Source organism: Desulfobotulus alkaliphilus (genome assembly GCF_007830435.1).
In the GTDB taxonomy this organism is placed as follows: domain Bacteria; phylum Desulfobacterota; class Desulfobacteria; order Desulfobacterales; family ASO4-4; genus Desulfobotulus; species Desulfobotulus alkaliphilus.
Genome location: NZ_VLLC01000013.1, coordinates 2783 through 25135, shown reverse-complemented (window position 1 = coordinate 25135; position 22353 = coordinate 2783). Strand labels below are relative to the sequence as shown.

At 52.6% G+C, this 22353-nt stretch carries 16 protein-coding genes and 2 tRNA genes; 7 read left to right on the top strand and 11 right to left on the bottom strand.

The genetic code is table 11. The features are described 5' to 3' along the window. Positions 1 to 19 precede the first annotated feature (19 nt). The 5 genes from LZ24_RS09215 to LZ24_RS09195 all read left to right on the top strand — a co-directional run bounded on the left by LZ24_RS09215 (position 20) and on the right by LZ24_RS09195 (position 6211). Positions 20 to 1150, top strand: a complete 1131-nt coding sequence (locus tag LZ24_RS09215; RefSeq protein ID WP_144684797.1) for a protein-glutamate methylesterase/protein-glutamine glutaminase — start codon at positions 20 to 22, stop codon at positions 1148 to 1150. Positions 1151 to 1163: 13 nt separating this feature from the next. After that, the gene (locus tag LZ24_RS09210) at positions 1164 to 2015 is read left to right on the top strand and encodes a CheR family methyltransferase (RefSeq protein ID WP_144684795.1); all 852 of its coding nucleotides are present in this window, start codon (positions 1164 to 1166) and stop codon (positions 2013 to 2015) included. A gap of 25 nt (positions 2016 to 2040) precedes the next feature. Next, complete coding sequence (locus LZ24_RS09205; RefSeq protein ID WP_144684793.1) at positions 2041 to 3702, top strand: response regulator; 1662 nt, start codon at positions 2041 to 2043, stop codon at positions 3700 to 3702. A 76-nt stretch (positions 3703 to 3778) separates the two neighbouring features. Then, the gene (locus LZ24_RS09200) at positions 3779 to 5665 is read left to right on the top strand and encodes a penicillin-binding protein 1A (RefSeq protein ID WP_144684791.1); all 1887 of its coding nucleotides are present in this window, start codon (positions 3779 to 3781) and stop codon (positions 5663 to 5665) included. An 81-nt stretch (positions 5666 to 5746) separates the two neighbouring features. Continuing rightward, a complete protein-coding gene (locus LZ24_RS09195; protein WP_144684789.1) occupies positions 5747 to 6211 on the top strand; it encodes an N-acetyltransferase in 465 nt (154 codons plus the stop codon). Here LZ24_RS09195 and LZ24_RS09190 read toward each other — a convergent pair. From LZ24_RS09190 to LZ24_RS09160, 7 genes are all read right to left on the bottom strand, one after another. Then, complete coding sequence (locus tag LZ24_RS09190; protein WP_246118569.1) at positions 6202 to 7263, bottom strand: hypothetical protein; 1062 nt, start codon at positions 7261 to 7263, stop codon at positions 6202 to 6204. The two genes, LZ24_RS09195 and LZ24_RS09190, sit on opposite strands and share 10 nt — an antisense overlap. 64 nt (positions 7264 to 7327) lie before the next feature. Next, on the bottom strand, positions 7328 to 8506 hold the full coding sequence (locus tag LZ24_RS09185; protein ID WP_144684787.1) for a phosphoglycerate kinase: 1179 nt from the start codon (positions 8504 to 8506) through the stop codon (positions 7328 to 7330). 390 nt (positions 8507 to 8896) lie between these two features. After that, entirely contained in the window at positions 8897 to 9166 is a 270-nt protein-coding gene (locus LZ24_RS09180) for a hypothetical protein (RefSeq protein WP_144684785.1), read from the bottom strand. Then, positions 9163 to 9906 (bottom strand): RadC family protein, encoded by a 744-nt coding sequence (radC, locus tag LZ24_RS09175; protein ID WP_144684783.1) that lies wholly within the window; start codon positions 9904 to 9906, stop codon positions 9163 to 9165. The genes LZ24_RS09180 and radC overlap by 4 nt, the downstream gene beginning before the upstream one ends. A 509-nt stretch (positions 9907 to 10415) precedes the next feature. Next, positions 10416 to 11450 (bottom strand): NAD(P)H-dependent glycerol-3-phosphate dehydrogenase, encoded by a 1035-nt coding sequence (locus LZ24_RS09170; RefSeq protein ID WP_144684781.1) that lies wholly within the window; start codon positions 11448 to 11450, stop codon positions 10416 to 10418. Positions 11451 to 12027: 577 nt separating this feature from the next. Then, positions 12028 to 14526: a DNA gyrase subunit A gene (gene gyrA, locus LZ24_RS09165; RefSeq protein ID WP_144684780.1), complete on the bottom strand. Its 2499-nt coding sequence runs from the start codon at positions 14524 to 14526 to the stop codon at positions 12028 to 12030. A 312-nt stretch (positions 14527 to 14838) separates the two neighbouring features. Continuing rightward, positions 14839 to 16128: a thiolase family protein gene (locus LZ24_RS09160; RefSeq protein ID WP_144684779.1), complete on the bottom strand. Its 1290-nt coding sequence runs from the start codon at positions 16126 to 16128 to the stop codon at positions 14839 to 14841. A 206-nt stretch (positions 16129 to 16334) separates the two neighbouring features. On the opposite strand from LZ24_RS09160, the gene LZ24_RS09155 reads away from it, so the two are divergent. Beyond that, entirely contained in the window at positions 16335 to 17108 is a 774-nt protein-coding gene (locus tag LZ24_RS09155) for an NRDE family protein (RefSeq protein ID WP_144684777.1), read from the top strand. 575 nt (positions 17109 to 17683) lie between these two features. Here LZ24_RS09155 and LZ24_RS09150 read toward each other — a convergent pair. From LZ24_RS09150 to LZ24_RS09135, 4 genes are all read right to left on the bottom strand, one after another. Further along, on the bottom strand, positions 17684 to 19027 hold the full coding sequence (locus LZ24_RS09150; protein WP_144684775.1) for a replication-associated recombination protein A: 1344 nt from the start codon (positions 19025 to 19027) through the stop codon (positions 17684 to 17686). 16 nt (positions 19028 to 19043) lie between these two features. Beyond that, positions 19044 to 20456, bottom strand: a complete 1413-nt coding sequence (gene der / locus LZ24_RS09145; RefSeq protein WP_144684773.1) for a ribosome biogenesis GTPase Der — start codon at positions 20454 to 20456, stop codon at positions 19044 to 19046. 172 nt (positions 20457 to 20628) lie between these two features. Beyond that, positions 20629 to 20706, bottom strand: a tRNA-Glu gene (locus LZ24_RS09140). 7 nt (positions 20707 to 20713) lie between these two features. After that, positions 20714 to 20789, bottom strand: a tRNA-Lys gene (locus tag LZ24_RS09135). Between the two features lie 279 nt (positions 20790 to 21068). Here LZ24_RS09135 and pseC point away from each other — a divergent pair. Beyond that, positions 21069 to 22256: a UDP-4-amino-4,6-dideoxy-N-acetyl-beta-L-altrosamine transaminase gene (gene pseC, locus LZ24_RS09130; RefSeq protein WP_246118568.1), complete on the top strand. Its 1188-nt coding sequence runs from the start codon at positions 21069 to 21071 to the stop codon at positions 22254 to 22256. Positions 22257 to 22353: the final 97 nt, after the last annotated feature.

The following is a 22353-nucleotide window of genomic DNA, read 5'->3' as shown; positions in this document are numbered from 1 at the left end:
TATCAGGAAACGTGTATCCGTGAGCCAGCTCCGTGTTCTTGTTGTTGATGATACCATTGTATACCGGAAAATCGTCAGTGATATCCTCTCCACCATCCCCGGCGTACAGGTGGTGGGCAGTGCCAATAATGGAAAGGTTGCCCTTTCCCGTATCGCTGCACTCAAACCGGATCTCATTACTCTGGATGTTGAAATGCCCGAAATGAACGGGCTTGAAGTATTGGAAGAAATGCACAGAATTGCCCCTGAGGTCGGTGTGGTCATGCTCAGTACCCTCACCACCCGGGGAAGTGAAATCACCATCCGTGCCCTGGAACTGGGAGCCTTTGATTTTGTTCCTAAACCCCAGAGCGGTTCCATGACAGAAAATCTGGCAGCGGTGCGCAGCATCCTTGTACCCATCATCCAGACCTTCCAGCGAAGAAAAGACATACGGGAACGCCTCCGGGGAATGCCTTCTCCTCCCGCCCGGAAAACCGTCCCATCGGGACCAGCGCCAGCAGCCCCTGTCCGCAGCAGCACCGTAAGTGATATCGGTCAGCGCATGCAGAAACTGACCGCACGCAGATCCAGATCAGAAATTGTCGCCATCGGTATCTCCACGGGTGGTCCCAATGCACTGGCCCGTATGATGCCCATGCTTCCCGGTGATATGGGGGTACCCATTCTCATTGTTCAGCATATGCCTCCCATTTTTACCGCATCCCTTGCCAAAAGCCTCAACGCCAAATGCACCATACAGGTGAAAGAAGCGGAACAGGGAGAAATCATACAGAACAATACTGCCTATATTGCTCCGGGAGGAAAACAGATGAAGGTGGTGGCTGCCGGAGATGGTAAAAATCGCTTGATCAAAATCACCGATGATCCTCCGGAAAACAGTTGCCGTCCCTCTGCGGATTACCTCTTCCGCTCCGTTGCCAGCCATTATGTGGGGCGGGCAACCGGTGTCATCATGACAGGTATGGGATCCGACGGCTCCGCAGGCTTAAGGGAAATGAAAAACTCCGGAGCCCATATCATTGCCCAGGATGAGGCCAGCTGTACCGTTTTTGGGATGCCCAAAGAGCCCATTGAATCCGGCATCACGGATATTGTGGTTTCCCTGAACGATATTGCTTCAGCCATTCTGAAAACCGTTCGCCCTTAAAATCCGGTGGCCCATGATAAAAATTACCCCCCAGGAATTCGCTCTCTTTTCCAAATATATCCTAGATATTTCAGGTATTGCCCTGGCTGCCGGGAAAGAGTATCTGGTGGAAACCCGACTGCATCCTCTGCTGGAAGAACTCGGAGCGACCTCCTATACGGATCTTTACCAGAAAATTCAAAAGGATTTTAAAAAAGATCTTGAAAAACGGGTCATTGATGCCATTTCCACCAATGAAACCTATTTTTTCCGGGATAAACACCCCTTTGAGCTGCTCCAGCACAAAATTATTCCGGATCTTGTGGACAAGCGGAGTCAGAAAGCGAAAAAAACTGGCGGAAGAATTCCCATACGCATCTGGAGTGCGGCCAGCTCCACGGGTCAGGAAATCTATTCCATTGCCATGACCCTGAAGGAACTCGGCCTCAACCTGAAGGATTATGACATCCGTCTGGTGGGAACGGACATCTCCGATGCTGCCGTTGCCCAGGCCAGCTACGGTCGTTATAACAAGTTTGAAGCCGCCCGTGGCCTCACCCCCCAGAGGCTGCAGCGTTACTTCAACAGGGACGGAGACAACTGGCGTATTAAAGATGAAATCCGGGCCATGGCTTCTTTTAAAAAGATGAACCTCATGAAGCCTTTCACCGGAGTCGGCAAATTCGATATTATCTTTTGCAGAAATGTGGCCATCTATTTCACCCCCCAGGACCGCAAACAGCTTTACCAGAAAATTGCCAGTGTACTGGAACCGGATGGCTACCTGCTCATCGGCTCCACGGAATCCTTAAGCAATGAAACGGCTCTTTTTGAACCAAAAAAATACCTGAACTCCATCTTTTACCAGTTCAGGGGCCAGTCATGAAGAACCCGTCATAAGGAAATGATCCATGACAAAAATTAGTATTTCCGAATTTATCGATGAACTGAAGTTCTGCATATCACAAAAGGACATGGTAAAGGCCAAAGCCCTGCTTCAGTTTCTTCCCAAAATAGATCCAAAAAACCAGATCCGTACCCTTTATGAAATCAGCAAGGCCGAAGACCGGGTGGTCCACCCAGCCCTCTGCTATATGCTGGAGCTGCCCATTTCCGACTCCGGAGTCAAAAACAGGCTCCACGATCTGCTGCTGGACAAATCCTGTGCATGTCAGGATCTGCTTCTGGAAGAACTGAAGGCCGACACTCTGGATAAACGTCTTCCCCTGATCCGCATTGCAGGAGAACTTCAGGTCAAAGAAGCCATACCCCTTCTCTCGGATTACCTTTCCCGTAAATCCGATGCGGACTTTCTCCGTGAAACCATAAAAGCCTTAAGCCTGATGGCCTCCCAGACCTGTATCCGGGCCATTGCGGATTTTATTTTTTACGGAGATGAAGAACTCAAACAGGAAGCCATCTTTGCCCTTGCGGAAATCGGCGGCCCCACAGCCATCCACCTTCTGGCAGAAGCCATACGGGGAGACAACCGCACAGACCAGCTCATTATCGAAGCCCTTGGAGAAATTCAGGATCAGGCGGCTCTCCAGCGTCTCACCCAGCTTTTGAACTCCCATTACGTGGATGTCCGCAACTGGACCATAGACAAACTGATTTCCATTGGAGACAAGGCCGTACCCGTTGTGGTGGAAAATCTCAAGGAAACCGATGATGACGCCCTTGTGCATACCCTCAATGTCCTTGGCAATATCGGTGACAAAAGCGCCATTCCCGCCATTCAGAAAATTCTGTTCAGAAGACCGGACAACGCAAACGTCCGCTTTGCCGCCTATGAAGCCATGGAAAGGTTGCCCGCTGCCAAAGCCGCCATCAGTCTGGCCACGGGCCTTGAAGATCCCGAAGAGCAGGTCCGCCTTGCTGCGGCAAGGGCCGTGGATAAAAATCTTTCTCCCATACTTGCAGCAGGCCTCAAGAACATGATTGCCCCCGGTGATGACAATGCCAGCCAGATTGTGGCCACCCTCATTGATGCGGGAGCGGATAAAACCTTTGAGAATCTCATACAGGAAGAATCTTTCAGCAATATTGCCATTTCCCACCTTGCGGGCAAAGCCCATCCGGATATCAGAAAGCACTATCTGGCCCTTATGCAGAGCCAGGGCCACCATGAACTGGCAGAGAAAATTCTTGCAGCCGTGGCACCGGAAAAGGAAACCAGGGGACTTACGATATTTGTTGTGGACGACTCCAAGATGATGCTGCGTATTTACAAGAGCAAACTCCACGCCATGGGGCATTCGCCTGTTCTTTTCGATTTCCCCTCAAGGGCCATCGAAGCAGCCCTTGAAGAAAAGCCGGACCTTGTTATCACGGATCTCAATATGCCGGACATCAACGGTATCCAGCTCACAAAGGAGCTGCGCCGCAAATACACCCCGGCCAGCCTGCCCATCATCATGATCACCACCCAGAGCGACTTTGTGGGACAGCACTCCGGTCATCCCAACGCCCGCATAGACACGGAAAGCATGAAAGGTATCGGTATTTCCATGGTCATGCATAAGCCCTTTGATGATGCAGACCTTGCAGCCAACATAAAGCAGCTGACCTGATGCTCTTGCTTTTAATAAAACACGGGACCCGACGACCTTCTGTCCGGGTCCCTTTTCATTTTCCGGAACCTGCGACATGAAACGTTTCCTGCTGATCTGGTGTTTTCCGGGACTTATTGGGGGTCTTCTTCTTGGCCTTATCATTGGAACCATGCGGGATCTCCCCCAGATCACTGCCCTTGAAGAATACCGGCCTTCATCCCTGACCCAGGTTTTTTCCAGTGACGGTGTGCTGCTGGCCCGGTTTTATGCGGAAAACCGCATGCCCGTTGTCTCAGACCAGATACCCGATATTTTAAAACAGGCACTCATTGCAACGGAAGACAGAAATTTTTATTCCCACCATGGTATGGACCCAAAGGGCATTTTACGGGCTGTTGTCAGAAACCTGCAATCCGGCGGCTACTCCGAAGGTGCCAGTACCCTGACCCAGCAGCTTGCGAAAACCCTTTTTCTCAGTCCGGATAAAACCCTGATGAGGAAGGTTCGGGAGGCCTTTCTTGCCCTGCAGATAGAACGAAGATATACCAAAGAAGAAATTCTCACCCTTTATCTCAATCAGATTTATCTGGGAAGTGGCAGCTACGGCGTGGAAGCCGCATCCATAAGGTACTTTGGAAAATCCGTGGAGGAAATCTCCCTTGCCGAAGCTGCCCTGATTGCAGGCCTTCCCAAAGCCCCCTCCCGCTTTTCTCCAAGGGCCAGCATGGAAAGGGCCCTTGCCCGCCGCAATACGGTCCTTCGCCAGATGCATGCAACGGGAATTATTTCACAGGATCAACTGGAAGCGGCTTTGGAAGAACCGGTTACCCTTGCTGCTGGCCACTCCCCCTCCTCCAGAAAGGCGCCCTGGTTCATCGAACAGGTGAGAATGGAGCTGGAAGAAGCTTTAGGTCCGGACATCCTGTATCAATCCGGCCTGCGTGTGCACACAAGCCTTGACAGCCGGGTACAGGAAGCTGCTGAAGAGGCCGTGCACACCCATATGGCTGCCCTTGAAACCCGGATGCGGGCTCAGCAAATCACAGCCCTTCCCCAGTCTGCGGTACTGGCACTGGATATCCATACGGGAGCGGTTCTGGCCCAGATCGGGGGCAGAAACTACGCCCAGAGTCCCTTTGACCGGTCAACCCAGGCCAGAAGACAGCCCGGCTCCGCCTTTAAACCCCTGATTTTTGCCATGGCCATTGAAGGGGGAGCAGAGCAGGATCAGATGATCAGCGATACACCCGTCATTTTTCCCCAGAGCCGGGGCCAGAACTGGATGCCCCGGAATTTTTCAAGGAATTTTATGGGCAATATTTCCCTGAGAACCTCCCTGGCCCTGTCAAGGAACATCCCTCCCATCCGCCTTACGGATCAGATGACGCCCGAAAAGGTGGTGGCCTTTGCCGGAAATCTTGGGATCAAAAGCCCCCTTCAAGCCAATCTTTCTCTGGCCCTGGGAACATCGGAAGTCACTCTGGAAGAGCTGACGGCCGCCTATGCGATTTTTCCGGCAGGCGGCATGTATCATCAGCCCTGGCGTATCAGAAAAGTGGAAGATGCCAGCGGCAGGATTCTTTATGCCTCGCCCAGAAAAAGCCGATCCGCCATGCATCCCGAAAGTGCGGCCATCATGACGGACATGCTTCAGGCCGTAGTCACTGAGGGGACTGGCCGCAGGGCAAAGGCCTCAAACCGTGCCCTTGGTGGGAAAACAGGCACCACAGACAATTTCAGGGACGGTCTTTTCATCGGATTTTCACCTGCCATGGCCCTTGGGGTCTGGACAGGCTGTGACAGGAATGAAAGCCTTGGACCTATGGAAACCGGTGCACGCACGGCCCTTCCCATCTGGAAAGACATCATGGTGGAAACCGGTCCTGCTGCAAGACCCGAATACTTTTCCATTCCTGCCGGAACGGAACGCAGGCCAATGGCATCGGGCAATATGGGGCTTTTCCGTAAAGAATACAGGTAAGACAAAAAGACACTTGCTGCAGCCGGGAAAAAGGCGTAAAGGAAATTCTTTTATCTTCAATCTTAAAGCGGAGAAACGCCCATGGTACGGCACGCAACCATTAAAGATATCCAGACCATTTACAGGCTGCTGCAGTTTTTTGGAAACAGGGGAGAAATGATCCCCAGACCCTTAAGCGCCCTTTACGACCATGTCCGTGATTTTGTGGTCTATATTTCCCCTGAAACAGGTATGGTTGCAGGTTGCTGTGCCCTGCAGTTCTGCTGGGAGGATCTTGCGGAAATCCGGTCCCTTGCCGTGGATGTGGCCCATCAGGGCAAGGGGGTAGGAAAAATGATGGTGGAAACACTGGTGGAAGAAGCCAGATCCTTTGGTATCACCCAGCTTTTCACCCTCACCTACCAGCCTGTCTTTTTCGGGAAGCTGAACTTTAACCGCATCGACAGGGCCGATCTCCCCCTGAAAATATGGTCGGACTGTGTCCATTGCGTAAAATTTCCGGACTGCGATGAAATCGCCATGATGCGGGAACTTTCCTACGCATAAATCAGATTCACCGGCATGGGAGGGTACATCCAGGCATCCACCATGGGAAGAATCCTCTGGGAGCCTACGGTCACCCAGTATGGGTCCGGGTTGATTTCCCGAAGCTTGCCATCTTCCGGGGGCTTTGCGTGCTGGGTGCGGGAATAGAGAACCTGCAAAACAAATACCGCATTTTTCCCCTCCCTTGCCACGGCATAGTGCTTGCGGAAAGTGGATACGGACATGTGATTCTCATCGGCAAGGGTCCGGGTTTCCTCATCGGAAAAACGGACCAGCGTTACCTTGCTCACTCCCCGCTCCGAAAGCCGGATCAGGGAACGGGACTCACTGCTGCCCGCATATACGGTGGATATACAGGAAAGACGGCGCAGATACTGGGCCGCAACAATGGCCGCCGTACGCCTTCCCCCTGCCATGACCGGCTGGGCATAGTATTCAAAAAACTTCTTCTGCACGTCTTCGGCATACTTATCCCCCTTTTCATAAAGATCCTTGGAAATATACCTCAGACGCCGGGCCATGTCCTCTGCTGCATCGGATATGGGCCAGTCAATGCGCACATGAAAATGGGAGAGATTGTAGCGGTCTCTGCCACGGCTCATGGGATCCCGCTGAATAAGAAGGGCATAATCCACGGGCAGAAGCTCCCGCAGCACATCATTGAACTGGGCAGACTCCAGATACTTCTGGCTCCGGTCAAATTCATTGGCAAGGGAGAGGGTTCTTGTCCTGAGCAGGTTGGACTTGGTGGTTTTATTGTCATCAAAAAAACGGATATATTTTTTATGGACGGCAGGAATGGTATCTTCCACAAAGATCACGAGAAAAGCATTCTGGGCTTCGTATTCAAGGCTGGGGATTCTTGCTTTGGGTTTCAGCTCCCGACGCTCCACAAAGGGGTAGGGAACCTTCCTTGCCTTGAAGTTGTTATAGGAATCCACCAGAGCATACCGCACCATCTGATAATCCAGATGATCCCGCAGCAGCTCGTAATATGATCTCCGAAGCCGGTTGGCCATACTCAAATGATCCCGATACGTCCAGAAGCTCAAGCCATTCTCCTCCCTGATACACGCCAGAAAAATTATTTATCAAACATATCAGCACTACCTGTTTTCAGGATGCCAGCGCATCCACAGCAGGGAGGGACTCACCCTCCAGCAGCTTCAGAAAAGCACCACCACCCGTGGAAATATATCCCATGGCCGATGCCACCCCGGCCTTATGGATTGCCGTATCCGTATCCCCGCCCCCCACAATGGTCAGGCCGTGGCAGGCGGCCACGTGCCGGGCCAGCCCCATGGTCCCACCACTGAAGGGCTCCATTTCAAAAACCCCCATGGGACCATTCCATACCACAGTTTTAGCATTGGCAAGGGCGGCCGCATAAAGTCTCACCGTCGCAGGACCGCAGTCCGCCACTTTCCAGCCCTCGGGAATTTCCTGTACGGGCACCACCATGCCAACGGCATCCTCTGCAATTTCTTTTGTTACTACGGCATCCACGGGCAGATAGAAGCGGACACCCCTTTTTCTGGCTTCTGCCATGACGGCCTCAGCCGTCTGAAGCATCTCATCTTCAACCAGAGAATCCCCCACAAAAAGACCGGAAGCCTTTAAAAATGTATTGGCCATGGCTCCGCCAATCAGCACCTTGTCCACCCTGTGGAGCAGATTTTCCAGCGCCTTGAGCTTGCTGGAGATTTTTGCTCCCCCAACAATGGCCACAAGGGGGCGGGCAGGCGCGCCCATGGCAGAATCAAAATACCTCAGCTCATCCATCAGGAGATGACCCGCAGCCTTTTCCTTTACAAAGGTGCATATGGCATGGACCGAGGCATGTTTTCTGTGGGATACGGCAAATGCATTGTTAATGTAAACATCACAGAGATCCGCAAGCTGTCTGGCAAAATCTTCATCATTGGCCTGCTCTTCGGGGTAAAAACGCAGATTCTCCAACATGAGAATGTCACCGGCAGCAAGCCCCTCTACCGCTTTTTTGACATCAGGGCCTATGGAATCCCCGATCATTCTCACCGGCCTGTCAAGGAGGGCTGCAAGGTGATCCGCCGCAGGTTTGAGACTCAGGCCCGGCACAATCTGTCCCCTGGGCCTTCCAAGGTGGGATGCCACAATCACCCTTGCTCCGGAATCCGCTGCAAAACGGATACTTTCCATACCCCGCCGGATACGGGTATCTTCAGCAATATTCCCGTTTCTGTCCATGGGCACATTAAAGTCCACGCGTATCAGCACCCGTTTTCCCGCCAGCGGCAGATCCACAATCCCCTTCACAAGCCTTCCCCCTGTTTATAAAATTTGTAATTATTCAGCACAGTTTATTCCGAGCTGCCAATGCTGAAATTGCAGCAGCTTCGTACTTTATGCAAGGCTCCGTGGCTATTTGCAAGTGACATTGCAATCGTTTCGGATCAGAGCTTCGCAGGCCTGTGCGAAAGAAGCGGCAAACTGTCTGAGCCGCCACAAAGGCAGCGTGCTGAAGCCTACCATGGTAATCAAAAAGTTTATCCTGCCTGTGGCGGGGGGTTTTTTCCGCTTCCGCACAGGGCAAGAAGCTCCCGAATAAGATTGCGTCACGGGCAAATAGCCTGGGGCCTGTGCATCTGTCTGGCAGGAATAGTTTTGGAAAACTGTGCTGAACAGTTACTAAATTTTTATAAATGCTCAGTCCGCTTTTCTGCCTTTATTCTGATGCAGTGCCTTGCGTCTGGACCATCTGCCCAAAAAACCCAGATGCCCTGATGCATAGGCCCTGTCAAGTTTTTCTTCTTCGGCCTTCCAGCCCTTTTCCCCCTGCAGGGCCGCCCGAAGACAGGCTGTTTTATTTTCACAGGCCAGACACATCTCAGGACTCTCCCTTAAGCCCTCTTCGCCCATGGGAAAAACCCTGTCCAGCTCTCCAAAACAATGGGGTTTTTGATCTTCACAGCTCATCCTGGTGCCCACTCCTGCATGAATCTGGATTCCGCCTGACGCACCTCTTCATACATGGCCCGTATCACTCCCTGTTCGGCAAAGCTGTAGTGCCTGTTGCTCCCGATGATCAGGTGCTCATGCACCGTTACATTCACAGGGGCAAGGGTATGCACCAGACGCCTTGTGATGGCGTAGTCCTCCCTTGAAGGCTCCGTATCGCCGGAGGGGTGATTATGGACCAGAATCACGGAAGCCGCCTGATGGGCCAGCACCGAACGCAGCACTTCTCTGGGATAGACCGGACTGGCCGAGAGGCTGCCCTGAAAAAGTTTTTCCGTTTCCAGCAGGCGGTTTTTCACATCCAGAAACATCACCATGAAAACTTCTCTGCTGCTTTCCCTCAGCTCAAGGTAAAGATAATCCAGCACCGCCTGAGGTGTCCCAAGAACTTCCCTGCCCTTGATACGCTGCTTCAGAAAACGGTCCGCAGCCGCCTTCACCAGCTTGATGGGAATGGCATTGGTCTCCCCTATCCCTTTAACGGCACAGAGATCTGCAAAGCCCGCCTCAAAAACAGCAGGAAGGGTTTTAAACTGGTTGAGAAGTTCCCAGGCCATCCCCTTACAGTCTTTTCGGGGGGTTGACAGGGTCAGCAGCAGCTCCAGCACTTCATGATCCTGAAAACCGGCCAGACCGGATTCACGGAAACGCTGACGAAGCCGCCTTCGATGCCCCTCCTGGGTGGATTTTTCATCCATACCCCGCCTTTCAAGTCCAGACGTAATTTTTCAGCACAGTTTTCCAGATACCATACCTGCAAGACTAATGCACAGGCCCTAGGCTATTTGCCCGTGACGCAATCTTATTCGGGAGCTTCTTGCCCTGTGCGGAAGCGGCAAAAACTCCCCGCCACAGGCAGGATAAGCTTTTTGATTACCATGGCAGGCTTAAGCACGCTGCCTTTGTGGCGGCTCAGACAGTTTGCCGCTTCTTTCGCACAGGCCTGCAAAGCTCTGATCCGAAACGATTGCAATGTCACTTGCAAATAGCCAAGGTGCCTTGCATGCAACAGTACGAAGCTGCTGCAACTACAGCATTGGCAGTTCGGAATAAACTGTGCTGAACAGCAGCTCACGCCCTGCTAGGGCGTCTTGTCATAGAGTAACTTGTGCAGGATTCAAACTAATTTCGATCAGTGATGGATAATTGGTCATTTTTTAAGCTTTTGTATTAAAAGAACTAAATTCAAGTTACTCAGAAGTTACTCTCAGACAAGATCATGGAATTCCTGTTTCAGGGTCCGGTTCATCAGGCGCTCTCCGGCCTCACGGGGTGTGCTGCCCTCGTAAAGCACCCGGTACACCTCATTGCATATGGGCAGCTCCACACCAAGCTTTGCCGAAAGGTTATACACGGAACGGGCAGATTTCACCCCTTCCGCCACCATGCGCATTTCCTTGAGGATCTCATCCAGGGACTTTCCCTGTCCAAGGAGCTGACCTACGGTGTGGTTCCGGCTCAAGGCACCGGTACAGGTCAGCATGAGATCTCCCACACCGGAAAGACCGGAAAAGGTATGGGGATTGGCTCCCATGGCCACACCCAGCCGCCGGATTTCCGCCAGCCCCCGGGTAATCAGAGCTGCCCTTGTATTCAGGCCCAGTCCCATGCCATCGGCAACACCTGCGGCAATGGCAATGACATTTTTCATGGCCCCGCCCACCTCAACGCCCATGACATCATCGCTCGTATAAACCCGAAAAACCGGACTGGCAAATATTTCCTGAACCTTACGGGCATTGCTGGCCGCTTTGGAAGCCACCGTCACCACCGTGGGCCTTTTTTCCCCCACCTCACGGGCAAAACTGGGACCGGAAAGCACTGCCATCTTTTCTTCGGGAATTTGCAGGATCTCTTCCTTAAGAATCCCCGTCATGGTTTTGTGGGTGACATTTTCAATACCCTTGGATGCCGTCACAAGGATGGATTTTTCTGAAATCATGGCTGCGGCCCTGCGTGCTGTCTCCCGCATCACATGGGAGGGCACCACAAAAAGCACCAGATCCTTACCCTTCAGGGCCTCTTCCATATCCTGTGTGGCCACAAGGTTTTCCGGCAGCATAATCCCCGGAAGATAGGTTCTGTTTTCCCTGTATTCCCTAATTTCCATGGCCACTTCCGGCTCATGGACCCAAAGCCTGACAGGATACCCCTTATCCGCAAGAAGCATGGCCAGAGCCGTTCCCCAGCTACCGCCCCCCAGCACCCCTATCTGAAAATCTGCTTTTTTCCCTTGTGGCATACGTCCACCCTTAGATATTTTTTCTGTAAGTATTCAGAACAGTTTTTTCCGAACTGCCAATACTGTAATTGCAACAGCTTCGTACTATTGCAAGGCACCTTGGCTATTTGCAAGTGACATTGCAATCGTTTCGGATTCCGGCACTCAAGCCAAAAACCTAAAGGCTGCTATAAAAATAATCTGATTACCACTATCTTTCAGCCATACAAACCTTAATCATGGAAATTATATGACCAGATTTTAAGCATGTTCGCGGGCACCCGTAAAGGGTGCCCCTACACAAAACAGGGCCTTAAAAACCTTTCGTAGGGGCAGGCCTTGCGCCTGCCCGTATTAAAAGCCCGCACCATAGGCCTGGCAACAACCTGACCAGCAAGCTGTGTCTGAGTCAGGGTAGTAATCAGAAAAAATAATAAGCTTTTTCACAGCTTGAGTGCCGGATTGCGTCACGGGCAAATAGCCTGGGGCCTGTGCATCTGCCTTGCAGGTATGGTACCTGGAAAACTATGCTGAGCAGTTACTTTTTTCTCAGGTTTAAGGCATTAACAAACATGAGCAGGATATACTCCAACAGACCTTATTCATCCTGATCCAGATCCACAGGCACACATTCACCGCCATCCCCTTCTCCGTTAAGGGTATCCCCATCATCCTGCGCCTCCTCATCCAGCCTTGCGGCATCGATGAGCCGTTCTGCTTCTTCCAGCTGAATCAGCCGGACTCCCTGGGTGGCACGGCCAATGACGGAAATACTGCATGCGGACATGCGGATCAGACGCCCCTTGTCGGAAACCAGCATCACGTCATCGGACTCATCCGTAAGTACCATGGCCACCACCTTGCCATTGCGGCCATCGGTACGGATACCAATCACCCCCTTACCACCCCGGCGCTGCATGGGGAAGGCTTCCACCTCTGTTCTTTTGCCATAACCATTTTCCGTGGCCGTGAACAGGGTGCTTCCATGGCCTGTAACTTCCATGCCAACAATGTAATCATCTTCTGCCATACGCAGGCCCCGGACCCCCCGGGAAACCCTGCCCATGGGACGCACGTCCGACTCGGCAAAACGGATGGTCTGCCCCACGGCGGAAGTCAGCAGAACCTCCTTGCTGCCATCGGTGATCCTTGCGGCAATGAGGGCATCCCCTTCCACAAGATCAATGGCAATGATTCCTCCGGCCCGGGGTCTGGAATAGGCCATGAGATCCGTTTTCTTCACAAGCCCCTGCCGTGTTGCCATGAGGATGTAGCGGCCCTCCTCAAAATCCGGCACAGCCAGAACCGTACTCAGTTTTTCATCCGGAGCCAGATCCAGAAAATTCACAATGGCTTTGCCCCGGCTGGTCCTGCCGCCCTGGGGAAGTTCCCAGACCTTGGACCAGTAAACCTTGCCGAGGTTGGTAAAGAAAAGGAAGGTATGGTGGGTGGAAGCCACAAAGAGCTTTGTGACAAAATCCTCATCCCGGGTGGTCATGGCCGTCTTGCCTCTGCCGCCACGGCGCTGGCTCTGGTACAGGGTAATGGGATTGCGCTTGATGTATCCGGTGCGGGTGAGGGTTACCACCATGTCTTCTTCGGCAATGAGGTCCTCCATGCCGATTTCCCGGGTGGATTCCACAATTTCCGTACGTCGGCTGTCTCCGAACTCCTCTTTAAGGGTGACAAGCTCTTCTTTGATCAGATCCATGACAATGGCTTCGCTGCCTAAAATTTCCTTGAACCAGGCAATGTCTTTCATAATCGCATCATATTCTTCAAGAATACGGTCCCGTTCAAGCCCCGTCAGTCTCTGCAACCGCATGTCAAGAATGGCCTGAGCCTGCAGTGCGGAAAGACCAAAGCGGGCCATCAGGCCGTCCTTGGCCTCCACAGGAGAAGAGGACTTGCGGATCAGGGCCACCACCTCATCAATATTGTCCAGAGCAATTTTGAGGCCTTCAAGAATGTGTGCCCTTGCCTGCGCCCTTTTCAGATCATAGCGGGTACGCCGGATAATCACTTCTTTTCTGTGACGGATAAAGTGGGTGAGAATCTCTTTAAGGGTAAGAACTTCCGGCCGGTTGTTCACCACGGCAAGGAAAATAATGCCAAAACTGTTCTGAAGCTGGGTATGCTTGAAAAGCTGGTTGGAAACCACCTCGTGCATGGCATCTTTTTTAAGGCCTATGGCAATGCGCAGGCCATCCCTGTCCGACTCATCCCGGACATAGCTGATACCCTCCAGCTGTTTGTCCCGGACCATGTCTGAAATGGCTTTCACCAGACGGGCCTTATTTACCTGATAGGGCAGCTCCTTGACCACAAGGATCTCATTGTTTTTTGCATCGGTCTCCAGATCCAGAAGCGCCCGTAGCCGTATGATTCCCCGACCGGTCCGGTAGGCTTCCACGATACCGGATTTTCCGTAAATGATCCCGCCCGTGGGAAAATCCGGCCCCGGCAGTATGGAGATAAGCTCAGTGACATCAATATCCGGATTGTCGATGACCGCAATGATGGCATCCGCCACCTCCCTGAGATTGTGGGGAGGAATATTGGTGGCCATGCCCACGGCAATACCGGAAGAACCATTCACCAGAAGTGCCGGAAGACGGGTGGGCAGCACCAGGGGCTCTTCCAGGGACTCATCATAGTTTGTGATGAACTCGACGGTTTCCTTATCAAGATCCGCCAGCATCTCCTGGGCCAGACGCTGCATGCGGATTTCCGTATAACGCATGGCAGCCGGTGAATCTCCATCAATGGAGCCGAAGTTTCCCTGCCCGTCCACCAAAGGATAACGCATGGAAAAATCCTGGGCCATGCGGACAATGGTGTCATAAACTGCCGTATCACCATGGGGATGGTATTTACCAATCACATCCCCCACGATACGCGCAGACTTTTTGTAGGGGCGGTTCCAGTCGTTTTTAAGTTCCCGCATGGCAAAAAGAACACGACGATGCACAGGTTTCAGACCGTCCCGCACATCCGGCAGGGCCCGGCCAATGATCACGCTCATGGCGTACTCAAGGTAGGACTGCCGCATCTCTGTCTCGATGCTGATCTCCGCACCCAAATCTGTATCGGTCATGGACACATCCTGCTTTCCGTGGAAAAGCACCTGTACAGGGAACAAACCCAAGATGCTTCCATTTTATGTTTTTTTATTTCCCTTACGCCATTACGGCTCTTTTAAACCTCCGCCAGAATAAAGGATCGGCGCAAACATGCTATCATAACACTCTTCAGGAAAGCCTGCGACCCTTTTTCGGGTATTTTATTCAAAAGAAACAAAAAATAAAAGGCCGCACCCGCCCGAAAGCAGATGCGACCCCCACAAACAAAATACCAGAAAACCAAAAAAGTTTTTCACACTCTTTCAGTATGGCAACAATTCAAATTCCTATGCTTTTTCAACAATCATGGCCATACCCATGCCGCCGCCGATGCACATGGAAACAATCCCCGTGCCATACCCTTTGCGCTGCATCTGGTACATCCCCGTCACCATCTGCCGTGCGCCAGTGGCGCCTATGGGATGGCCTACGGAAATTCCGGAACCCAGCTCATTGGGTTTTTCAAAATCAATGCCCAGCTCCATCATGCAGCCGATGGCCTGACCGGCAAAGGCTTCATTGAGTTCAATCATATCGATGTCCCCCATCTGCATCCCGGTACGGGCAAGGAGCTTGCGGATGGCAGGAACAGGGCCTAAGCCCATGAATGCCGGATCCATACCGCCGGAAGCAAAACCCTTGATTTTGATAATGGGCGTAAGACCCAGCTCTTTGGCCTTCTCCGCCGTCATCATCAAGACGGCAGCAGCACCATCATTGATGCCGGAGGCATTACCGGCGGTGACGGAGCCATCTTTTTTGAAGGCGGGTTTCATCTTGCCCATTTTTTCCATGCTGGTTTCCATGGGACGCTCATCGGTATCCACAATGGTATCGCCCTTGCGGCCCTTAATCACCACAGGAGCAATTTCCGACTTGAAGGTACCGTTTTTGATGGCTTCCATGGCTCTGGCGTGGCTGAGGACAGCAATCTTATCCTGATCCTCACGGGAGATTCCATACTTGCCCACAATATTTTCAGCGGTAATCCCCATATGGTAACCATAGAAGATTTCATAGAGTCCATCATAAACCATCAGGTCATGTACCGGCCCCACGCCGGTGAGTTCCATGCGGTGTCCCCAGCGGGCCTTGAGCAGGGCCATGGGGGTGTTGCTCATACTCTCCTGCCCACCGGCCAGAACCACTTCCGCATCCCCTGTCATAATGGCCTGGGCTCCCAGGGCAATGGCCTTGAGACCGGAACCACAGACCTTGTTCACCGTAAAAGCCGGGGTCTCCTTGGAAAGCCCTGCACGGATCATGGACTGACGGGCCGGGTTCTGCCCCTGCCCTGCCTGCAACACGTTCCCCATGATCACTTCATCGATGGCAACGGGCTTCAGGGCCTCATCATAGTCATAACCGCCTGCTTCCAGATCAATGCGGCCCAGACCTTTGAGCTTATCCGGACAAAAAGACTCCATCTCAGCACTGGACTGGGGACGCAGACCGGCTTTTTTCAGGACGTCCTTCATGACCGTGGCACCAAGATCCACACAGGAAACGTCTTTAAGTACGCCACCAAAAGCACCGACGGCTGTCCGCGATCCGCTGACAATAACAACCTCTTTCATTCTTTTATCCTCCTTAGCGATGACGAGTGCCCCCGCACTGTGATATAGGCATCTTTCCCCGAGTTTTCAGAAACGCTAACCGGATACAGCGGGAAAGTCAACAATCAGGTAAACAAAGTACCCCTTTTAAAAACGGCGTTGCAGCTAAGAGCCAAAAAAACCTGACAATCAAAGCTTCAGAGGCTTTTGAAAGGAAAACACAGCCCATGTGCCTCATCCTCTTTGCAGTGCAGCAGCACCCGGACTGGCCCCTGATCGTGGCGGCCAACAGGGACGAATTCCACAGACGCCCCACAGAACCCGCCCGCCTGAGGAATGCATCCCCCCCTGTCATTGCAGGAAAGGATCTCCAGGAAGGGGGAACCTGGATGGGCATTGCTCCCGAAACCCTCCTGTTTGCAGCCCTCACCAACTATAGAGATCCCTTTTCCAGAAAAGACCCTGCCCCCTCAAGGGGCCATATCGTGGAACAGGCCCTTGGGTCCGGTGAAGATATGGAGTCTTTTCTGAAAAAACTGAAAAATGAAGCCAGCGCCTTCAACGGATTCAACCTGATCTGCGGCACCCCTGAAAAACTTTTTTATTACAGCAACCAGACAGAAAAGAGCCTTGTGATTCCTTCCGGCGTACACGGCCTTTCCAATCATCTGCTGGACACCCCATGGCCCAAGGTGACAAGGGGATGCAGCATGCTGGATCAGGCCCTTGGCAAGGGGGCCGGAGAAGAAGATTTTTTTCTTCTGCTGCAGGACCGCTCCATGCCGGAAGACAGGGATCTGCCGGATACGGGCATGGGACTTGAGTGGGAAAGAATTCTTGCACCCCTTTTCATTGTCAATGAGCTTTACGGCACAAGGAGCAGCACGGTGCTGAGGGTACACCGCAGCGGAGAATTTTTTTTCACGGAAATCAGCTGGGATGAAAGGGGAAGGGAAACGGGGAGGGTCCGTTTTACGGGGCAGTCCGATGCCAAACCATAATCTGCTTACTACCCTGACCCAGCCACAGCTTGCTGGTCAGGCTGTGACCAGACCTATGGTGCGGGCTTTGATACGGGCAGGCGCAAGGCCTGCCCCTACGAATGGTTTTTACAGCCCTGTTTTGTGTAGGGGCACCCTTTACGGGTGCCCGTGTAATTATTTGAGTAATTATTCAGCACAATTTATTTCGAACTGCCAATGCTGTCATTGCAGCAGCTTCGTACTGTTGCAAGGCTCCAAGGCTATTTGAAAGTGACATTGCAATCGTTTCGGATCAGAGCTTTGCAGGCCTGTGCGAAAGAAGCGGCAAACTGTCTGAGCCGCCACAAAGGCAGCGTACTTAGGCCTGCTATGGTAATCAAAAAGCTTATCCTGCCTGTGGCGGGGAGTTTTTGCCGCTTCCGCACAGGGCAAGAAGCTCCCGAATAAGATTGCGTCACGGGCAAATAGCCTGGAGCCTGTGCATCTGTCTTGCAGGTATGGTACTTGAAAAACTGTTACTTATTTGACAGATATGGCAATCAAAAAACTGCAACAGGCACAGAGCCGTCAACCATTAAACAACATACAAATTCCTAAGGCTTCTTCCGGTCAGCTTCCCGGATTCTGCGCCAGCCATCCATGCGCTGGGCCACCAGCTTTTCATAGCCCCGGTCCGTGGGGGTATAGTATCTGTCCTGCAAAAGATCTTCGGGAAGATAATCCTGAGGAACATAGGCATCTTTAAAGTCATGGGCATAACGGTACTCCCTGCCGTACCCCAGATCCGCCATCAGGCCTGTGGGTGCGTTGCGGATATGAAGAGGAACCGGCGGCGCACCGGTTTCCCGGATGCGGGCCACCACAGCCTTCTGGGCCATATATACGGCATTGCTTTTGGGTGCCGTGGCCAGATAAACGGCCGCCTGGGCCAAAGCCCCCTCCCCTTCGGGAGAGCCCAGAAAACGGTAGGATTCCATGGCTGAAAGGGCAAGGGCCAGTGCGCCGGGATCAGCCATGCCCACATCCTCGGAAGCAAAACGCACCATGCGCCGTGCCAGATACAAAGGATCGTCTCCGGCTTCCAGCATACGGAAAAGCCAGTACAGGGCGCCATCCGGATCACTGCCCCGCATGCTTTTATGGAAGGCTGAAATCAGATTGAAGTGGGAGTCTCCGGCCTTGTCATGGCGCAGTACCCGGTCCCCGAATACCGCAGCCACGTCTTCCTTTATAATTACCCTCTCCCTGCGGCTTCCGTCTCCAAGGCAGTGAAACACCGCCATTTCCAGCCCGGACAGGGCTGCCCGCATATCTCCGTCCGCCATTTCCGCAAGGAGGGCAAGGACATCATCACCCGCCGCAACACCCAGCCTGCCAAGCCCTTTTTCCGCATCCAGAAGGGCCCGTTTCAAAACCCCGGTACATGCCTCCTTCGATACGGGCTGCAGCACCAGCACCTTGCAGCGGGAAAGCAGGGCAGCAATCACCTCAAAGGATGGATTTTCCGTGGTAGCACCAATGAGGGTGATAAGGCCTTCTTCCACATGCTGCAGAAAGGCATCCTGCTGGGCCTTGTTGAAACGGTGAATTTCATCCACAAAAAGAAGGGTTCCCCTGCCCTGCATACGCCGCCGGCTACGGGCTTCCTCAATAATTTTGCGCACCTCCTGCACACCGGAAAACACGGCAGAAATCTGAACAAACCCTTTTTTTGTCTCCTTTGCAAGCACCCGTGCAAGGCTGGTTTTTCCGCAACCCGGTGGCCCCCAGAGAATCATGGAAAAAAGGCGGTCCCCATCCACAGCACGGCGCAGCACCGATCCTTTGGCCAGAAGATGCTCCTGCCCGACAATATCCTCCAGAGAGTCCGGACGCATTCTTTCCGCAAGGGGGTTTTCCGGATAAACGGGACCATCCTGTGCAAAGAGATCTTCCATAAAAGAACCTTTCAGCCTAACGATTTCTACGCTTACGGCTCCGCCTTGTTGCCTGCAGCTTCTTCAGAAGAGCAGGAGAGGGCTTGCTTTTTTTGCCACTGTAGTCGGTCCGGCCGCTTCTTGCCCTGAATTCAATGCGAATGGGCGCAAGATCCAGCCCGAGGGCTTCCCGGATCTGATTGACCAGATACCTTTTATAAGAGAAATGAATGGCATCCGGATAATTGGTGACAAGGGCAAAGGTGGGGGGCGCATTTTTTACCTGAGAAGCAAAATAAAACTTGATGCGCTTGCCATTGTGAAGGGAAGGTTCTGTCCGGGCTGTGGCGTCTTCAATAATCCGGTTGAGGTGACTGGTGCTGACCTGGGTGATGTACTGCTCATACACCTTATCGATCATGGGAAAGAGCCTGGTCACCCGTTGGCCCGTCAGAGCGGAAATGGTCAGCACAGGGGCATAACCTAAGAACTTGGCCTCCATGGCAATATCTTCTTTGATGCGTTTGACGTCTTTTTTTTCCGGCGGCACCAGATCCCACTTGTTGCACACAAAAATACAGCCGCACCCCCGGTCACTGGCATAGCCTGCCACCCGGACATCCTGATCCGTCACCCCTTCAGCGGCATCCAGCAGAACCAGTGCCACCTCACAGCGCTCCAGGCTTTTTAAGGCCTTGATCACAGAATATTTTTCAATGCGATGGGTGACCTTGCCCTTCCGCCGTATTCCTGCGGTATCAATGAAAAGATAGGATTTACCGCCAAAACGCACAAGGGAATCCACGGAATCACGGGTGGTGCCCGCCACCTCACTGACCACCATGCGCTCTTCCCCGAGAAGGCGGTTGATCAAAGAAGACTTGCCCGCATTGGGCCTTCCCACCACAGCCACACGGATCGGACCTTCGGGCTGAATGCCTTCATCCTCCCCATCCAGGGGCATATCTGCCGTAAGGGCATCCATGAAATCGGAAAAACCATAGCCATGCTCTGCGGAAATAGGAAAGGGCTCCTCAACTCCCAGAGCATAAAAATCATTGAGTGCCACCTCATGCTTTTCTCCGTCAATCTTGTTCACAAGACAGAAAAAAGATTTTCCCTTTGCCCGCAAAAGCGTCACCAGATCCCTGTCATAGTAGGAGATGCCGCTTTTACCGTCCACCACAAGCACCACATGATCCGCATCCTCCAGAGCCAGTTCCACCTGGGCCCGGATGTGGGAAGCAAAGGAATCCGCATCATTGGAAAGAAATCCGCCGGTGTCCACCAGAATAAAGGACTTATCCTCCCAGCGGGCATCACCAAAATGACGGTCCCTTGTCACCCCCGGCATGTCATCGACAATGGCATCCCGACTCCGGGTCATACGATTGAACAGGGTGGATTTGCCCACATTGGGGCGCCCCACAAGGGCAACCACTGGCTTCATGTCATTCATTCCTTATTATTGTTGTGGCTTTTTGTCCGGGAAAAAGCAAAACAGGCCTTTAAGATATGCTGCACCGATGCCTGTCGAAAATCAAACAAAAAAACAGACACGCCATCCTAACAGGCCAGAAACAAAACAGGCACTCACATTTCTGTAAGTGCCTGTTTAAATTTGGCGTCCCCAAGGGGATTCGAACCCCTGTCGCCGGCGTGAAAGGCCGGTGTCCTGGACCGGGCTAGACGATGGGGACTTATAGGTGGTGGGTCGTGTTGGATTCGAACCAACGACTCTCTGCTTAAAAGGCAGATACTCTACCGGCTGAGTTAACGACCCTTGCAACCGTCAAAAACGAGTGCTTATCTACCCGTGATGCCTCCATGTGTCAACATAAAAAAAATACAAACCGCATTTTTTTTTAGCCACCCAATTCAAAGGACTGAAAAAACGCTACATCCCAATCCAAAAAACAAGATTTCCTTTTCTACCACCATCTCAGTTCCGCCAGAATTTTGGTGAGACCACCCTCTGCCCGGATAAAAATCTTGTCCAGACTGAACTTTTCATGCAAGGGTAAGTGAGGAATTTAACAGACAGCCAAAGGTGAATTTTTCCATGAACCCATCAATGCCGCCCACCATACCCTATGGCAGACAGAACATCTCCGAAGAAGATATCCGTGCCGTACTTGAGGTGCTCCATTCAGACTATCTGACCCAGGGACCAAAGGTTCCGGAGTTCGAAAATAAAATGGCTGCCTTCTGCGGCGCTTCCCATGCCCTTGCCGTCAACAGTGCCACCTCGGCCCTGCATCTGGCCTGCCTTGCCCTTGGCCTCGGGCCCGGCGACACCCTCTGGACCAGCCCCATCACCTTTGTGGCTTCGGCCAACTGCGCCCTTTACTGCGGTGCTTCGGTGGATTTTGTGGACATCGACCCAAAAACATGGAACCTCTGCCCCAATGCCCTTGAAAAAAAACTCAAAGAAGCCGAAAAGAAAAAGAGTCTGCCAAAAATTGTGGTGCCCGTACACCTCTGCGGCCAGCCCTGCGACATGGAAGGTATTCACCGGCTTTCTTTAAAATATGGCTTCTCCATCATAGAAGATGCCGCCCATGCCACGGGGGCTTCCTATAAAAATGAAAAAACAGGCAACTGCCGCTACAGTGACATCACCATTTTCAGTTTCCATCCCGTTAAAATCATCACAACGGCGGAAGGCGGCATGGCCATGACCAACCGGAGGGCGCTTGCTGAAAAAATGGCCCTTCTCCGCAGCCATGGCATTACAAGGGACGAAGACCTGATGACACAGGCACCGGACGGGCCATGGTATTACCAGCAGATTGACCTTGGCTTCAATTATCGCATGACGGAAATGCAGGCGGCTCTGGGGCTGTGCCAGATGGACAGGCTTGGGGATTTCATTAAAAAACGGCGACAGCTAAGCCAGCGTTACACCCACCTGCTGCAAGGCCTTCCCCTGACCCTGCCCTTCTGCCATCCGGATGCCAACCCGGCATGGCACCTTTATATTATAAGGCTGCAGAGGGATCAGATCTCCAAAAGCCACAGAGAGGTCTTCGGGGAATTGAGGGCAAAAGGCATAGGGGTTAATCTCCACTATATACCTGTACACACCCAGCCCTACTATAAAAACATGGGCTTTCGTGAAGGCCGGTTCCCCGAATCGGAACGCTATTATAAGGAAGCCATCAGCCTGCCGCTTTTCCCGGATCTTCAGGAGGCGGACCAGAACAGGGTGGTGGATGCCCTTACCAAGGCACTGGGACAGCCTTCATGAATACGGAAGCTGGAAGGGGGGCTTCGAGAGCCTCAGCCACCAGACTTCGAGAGCCTCAGCCACCAGACTTCGAGAGCCTCAGCCACCAGACTTCGAG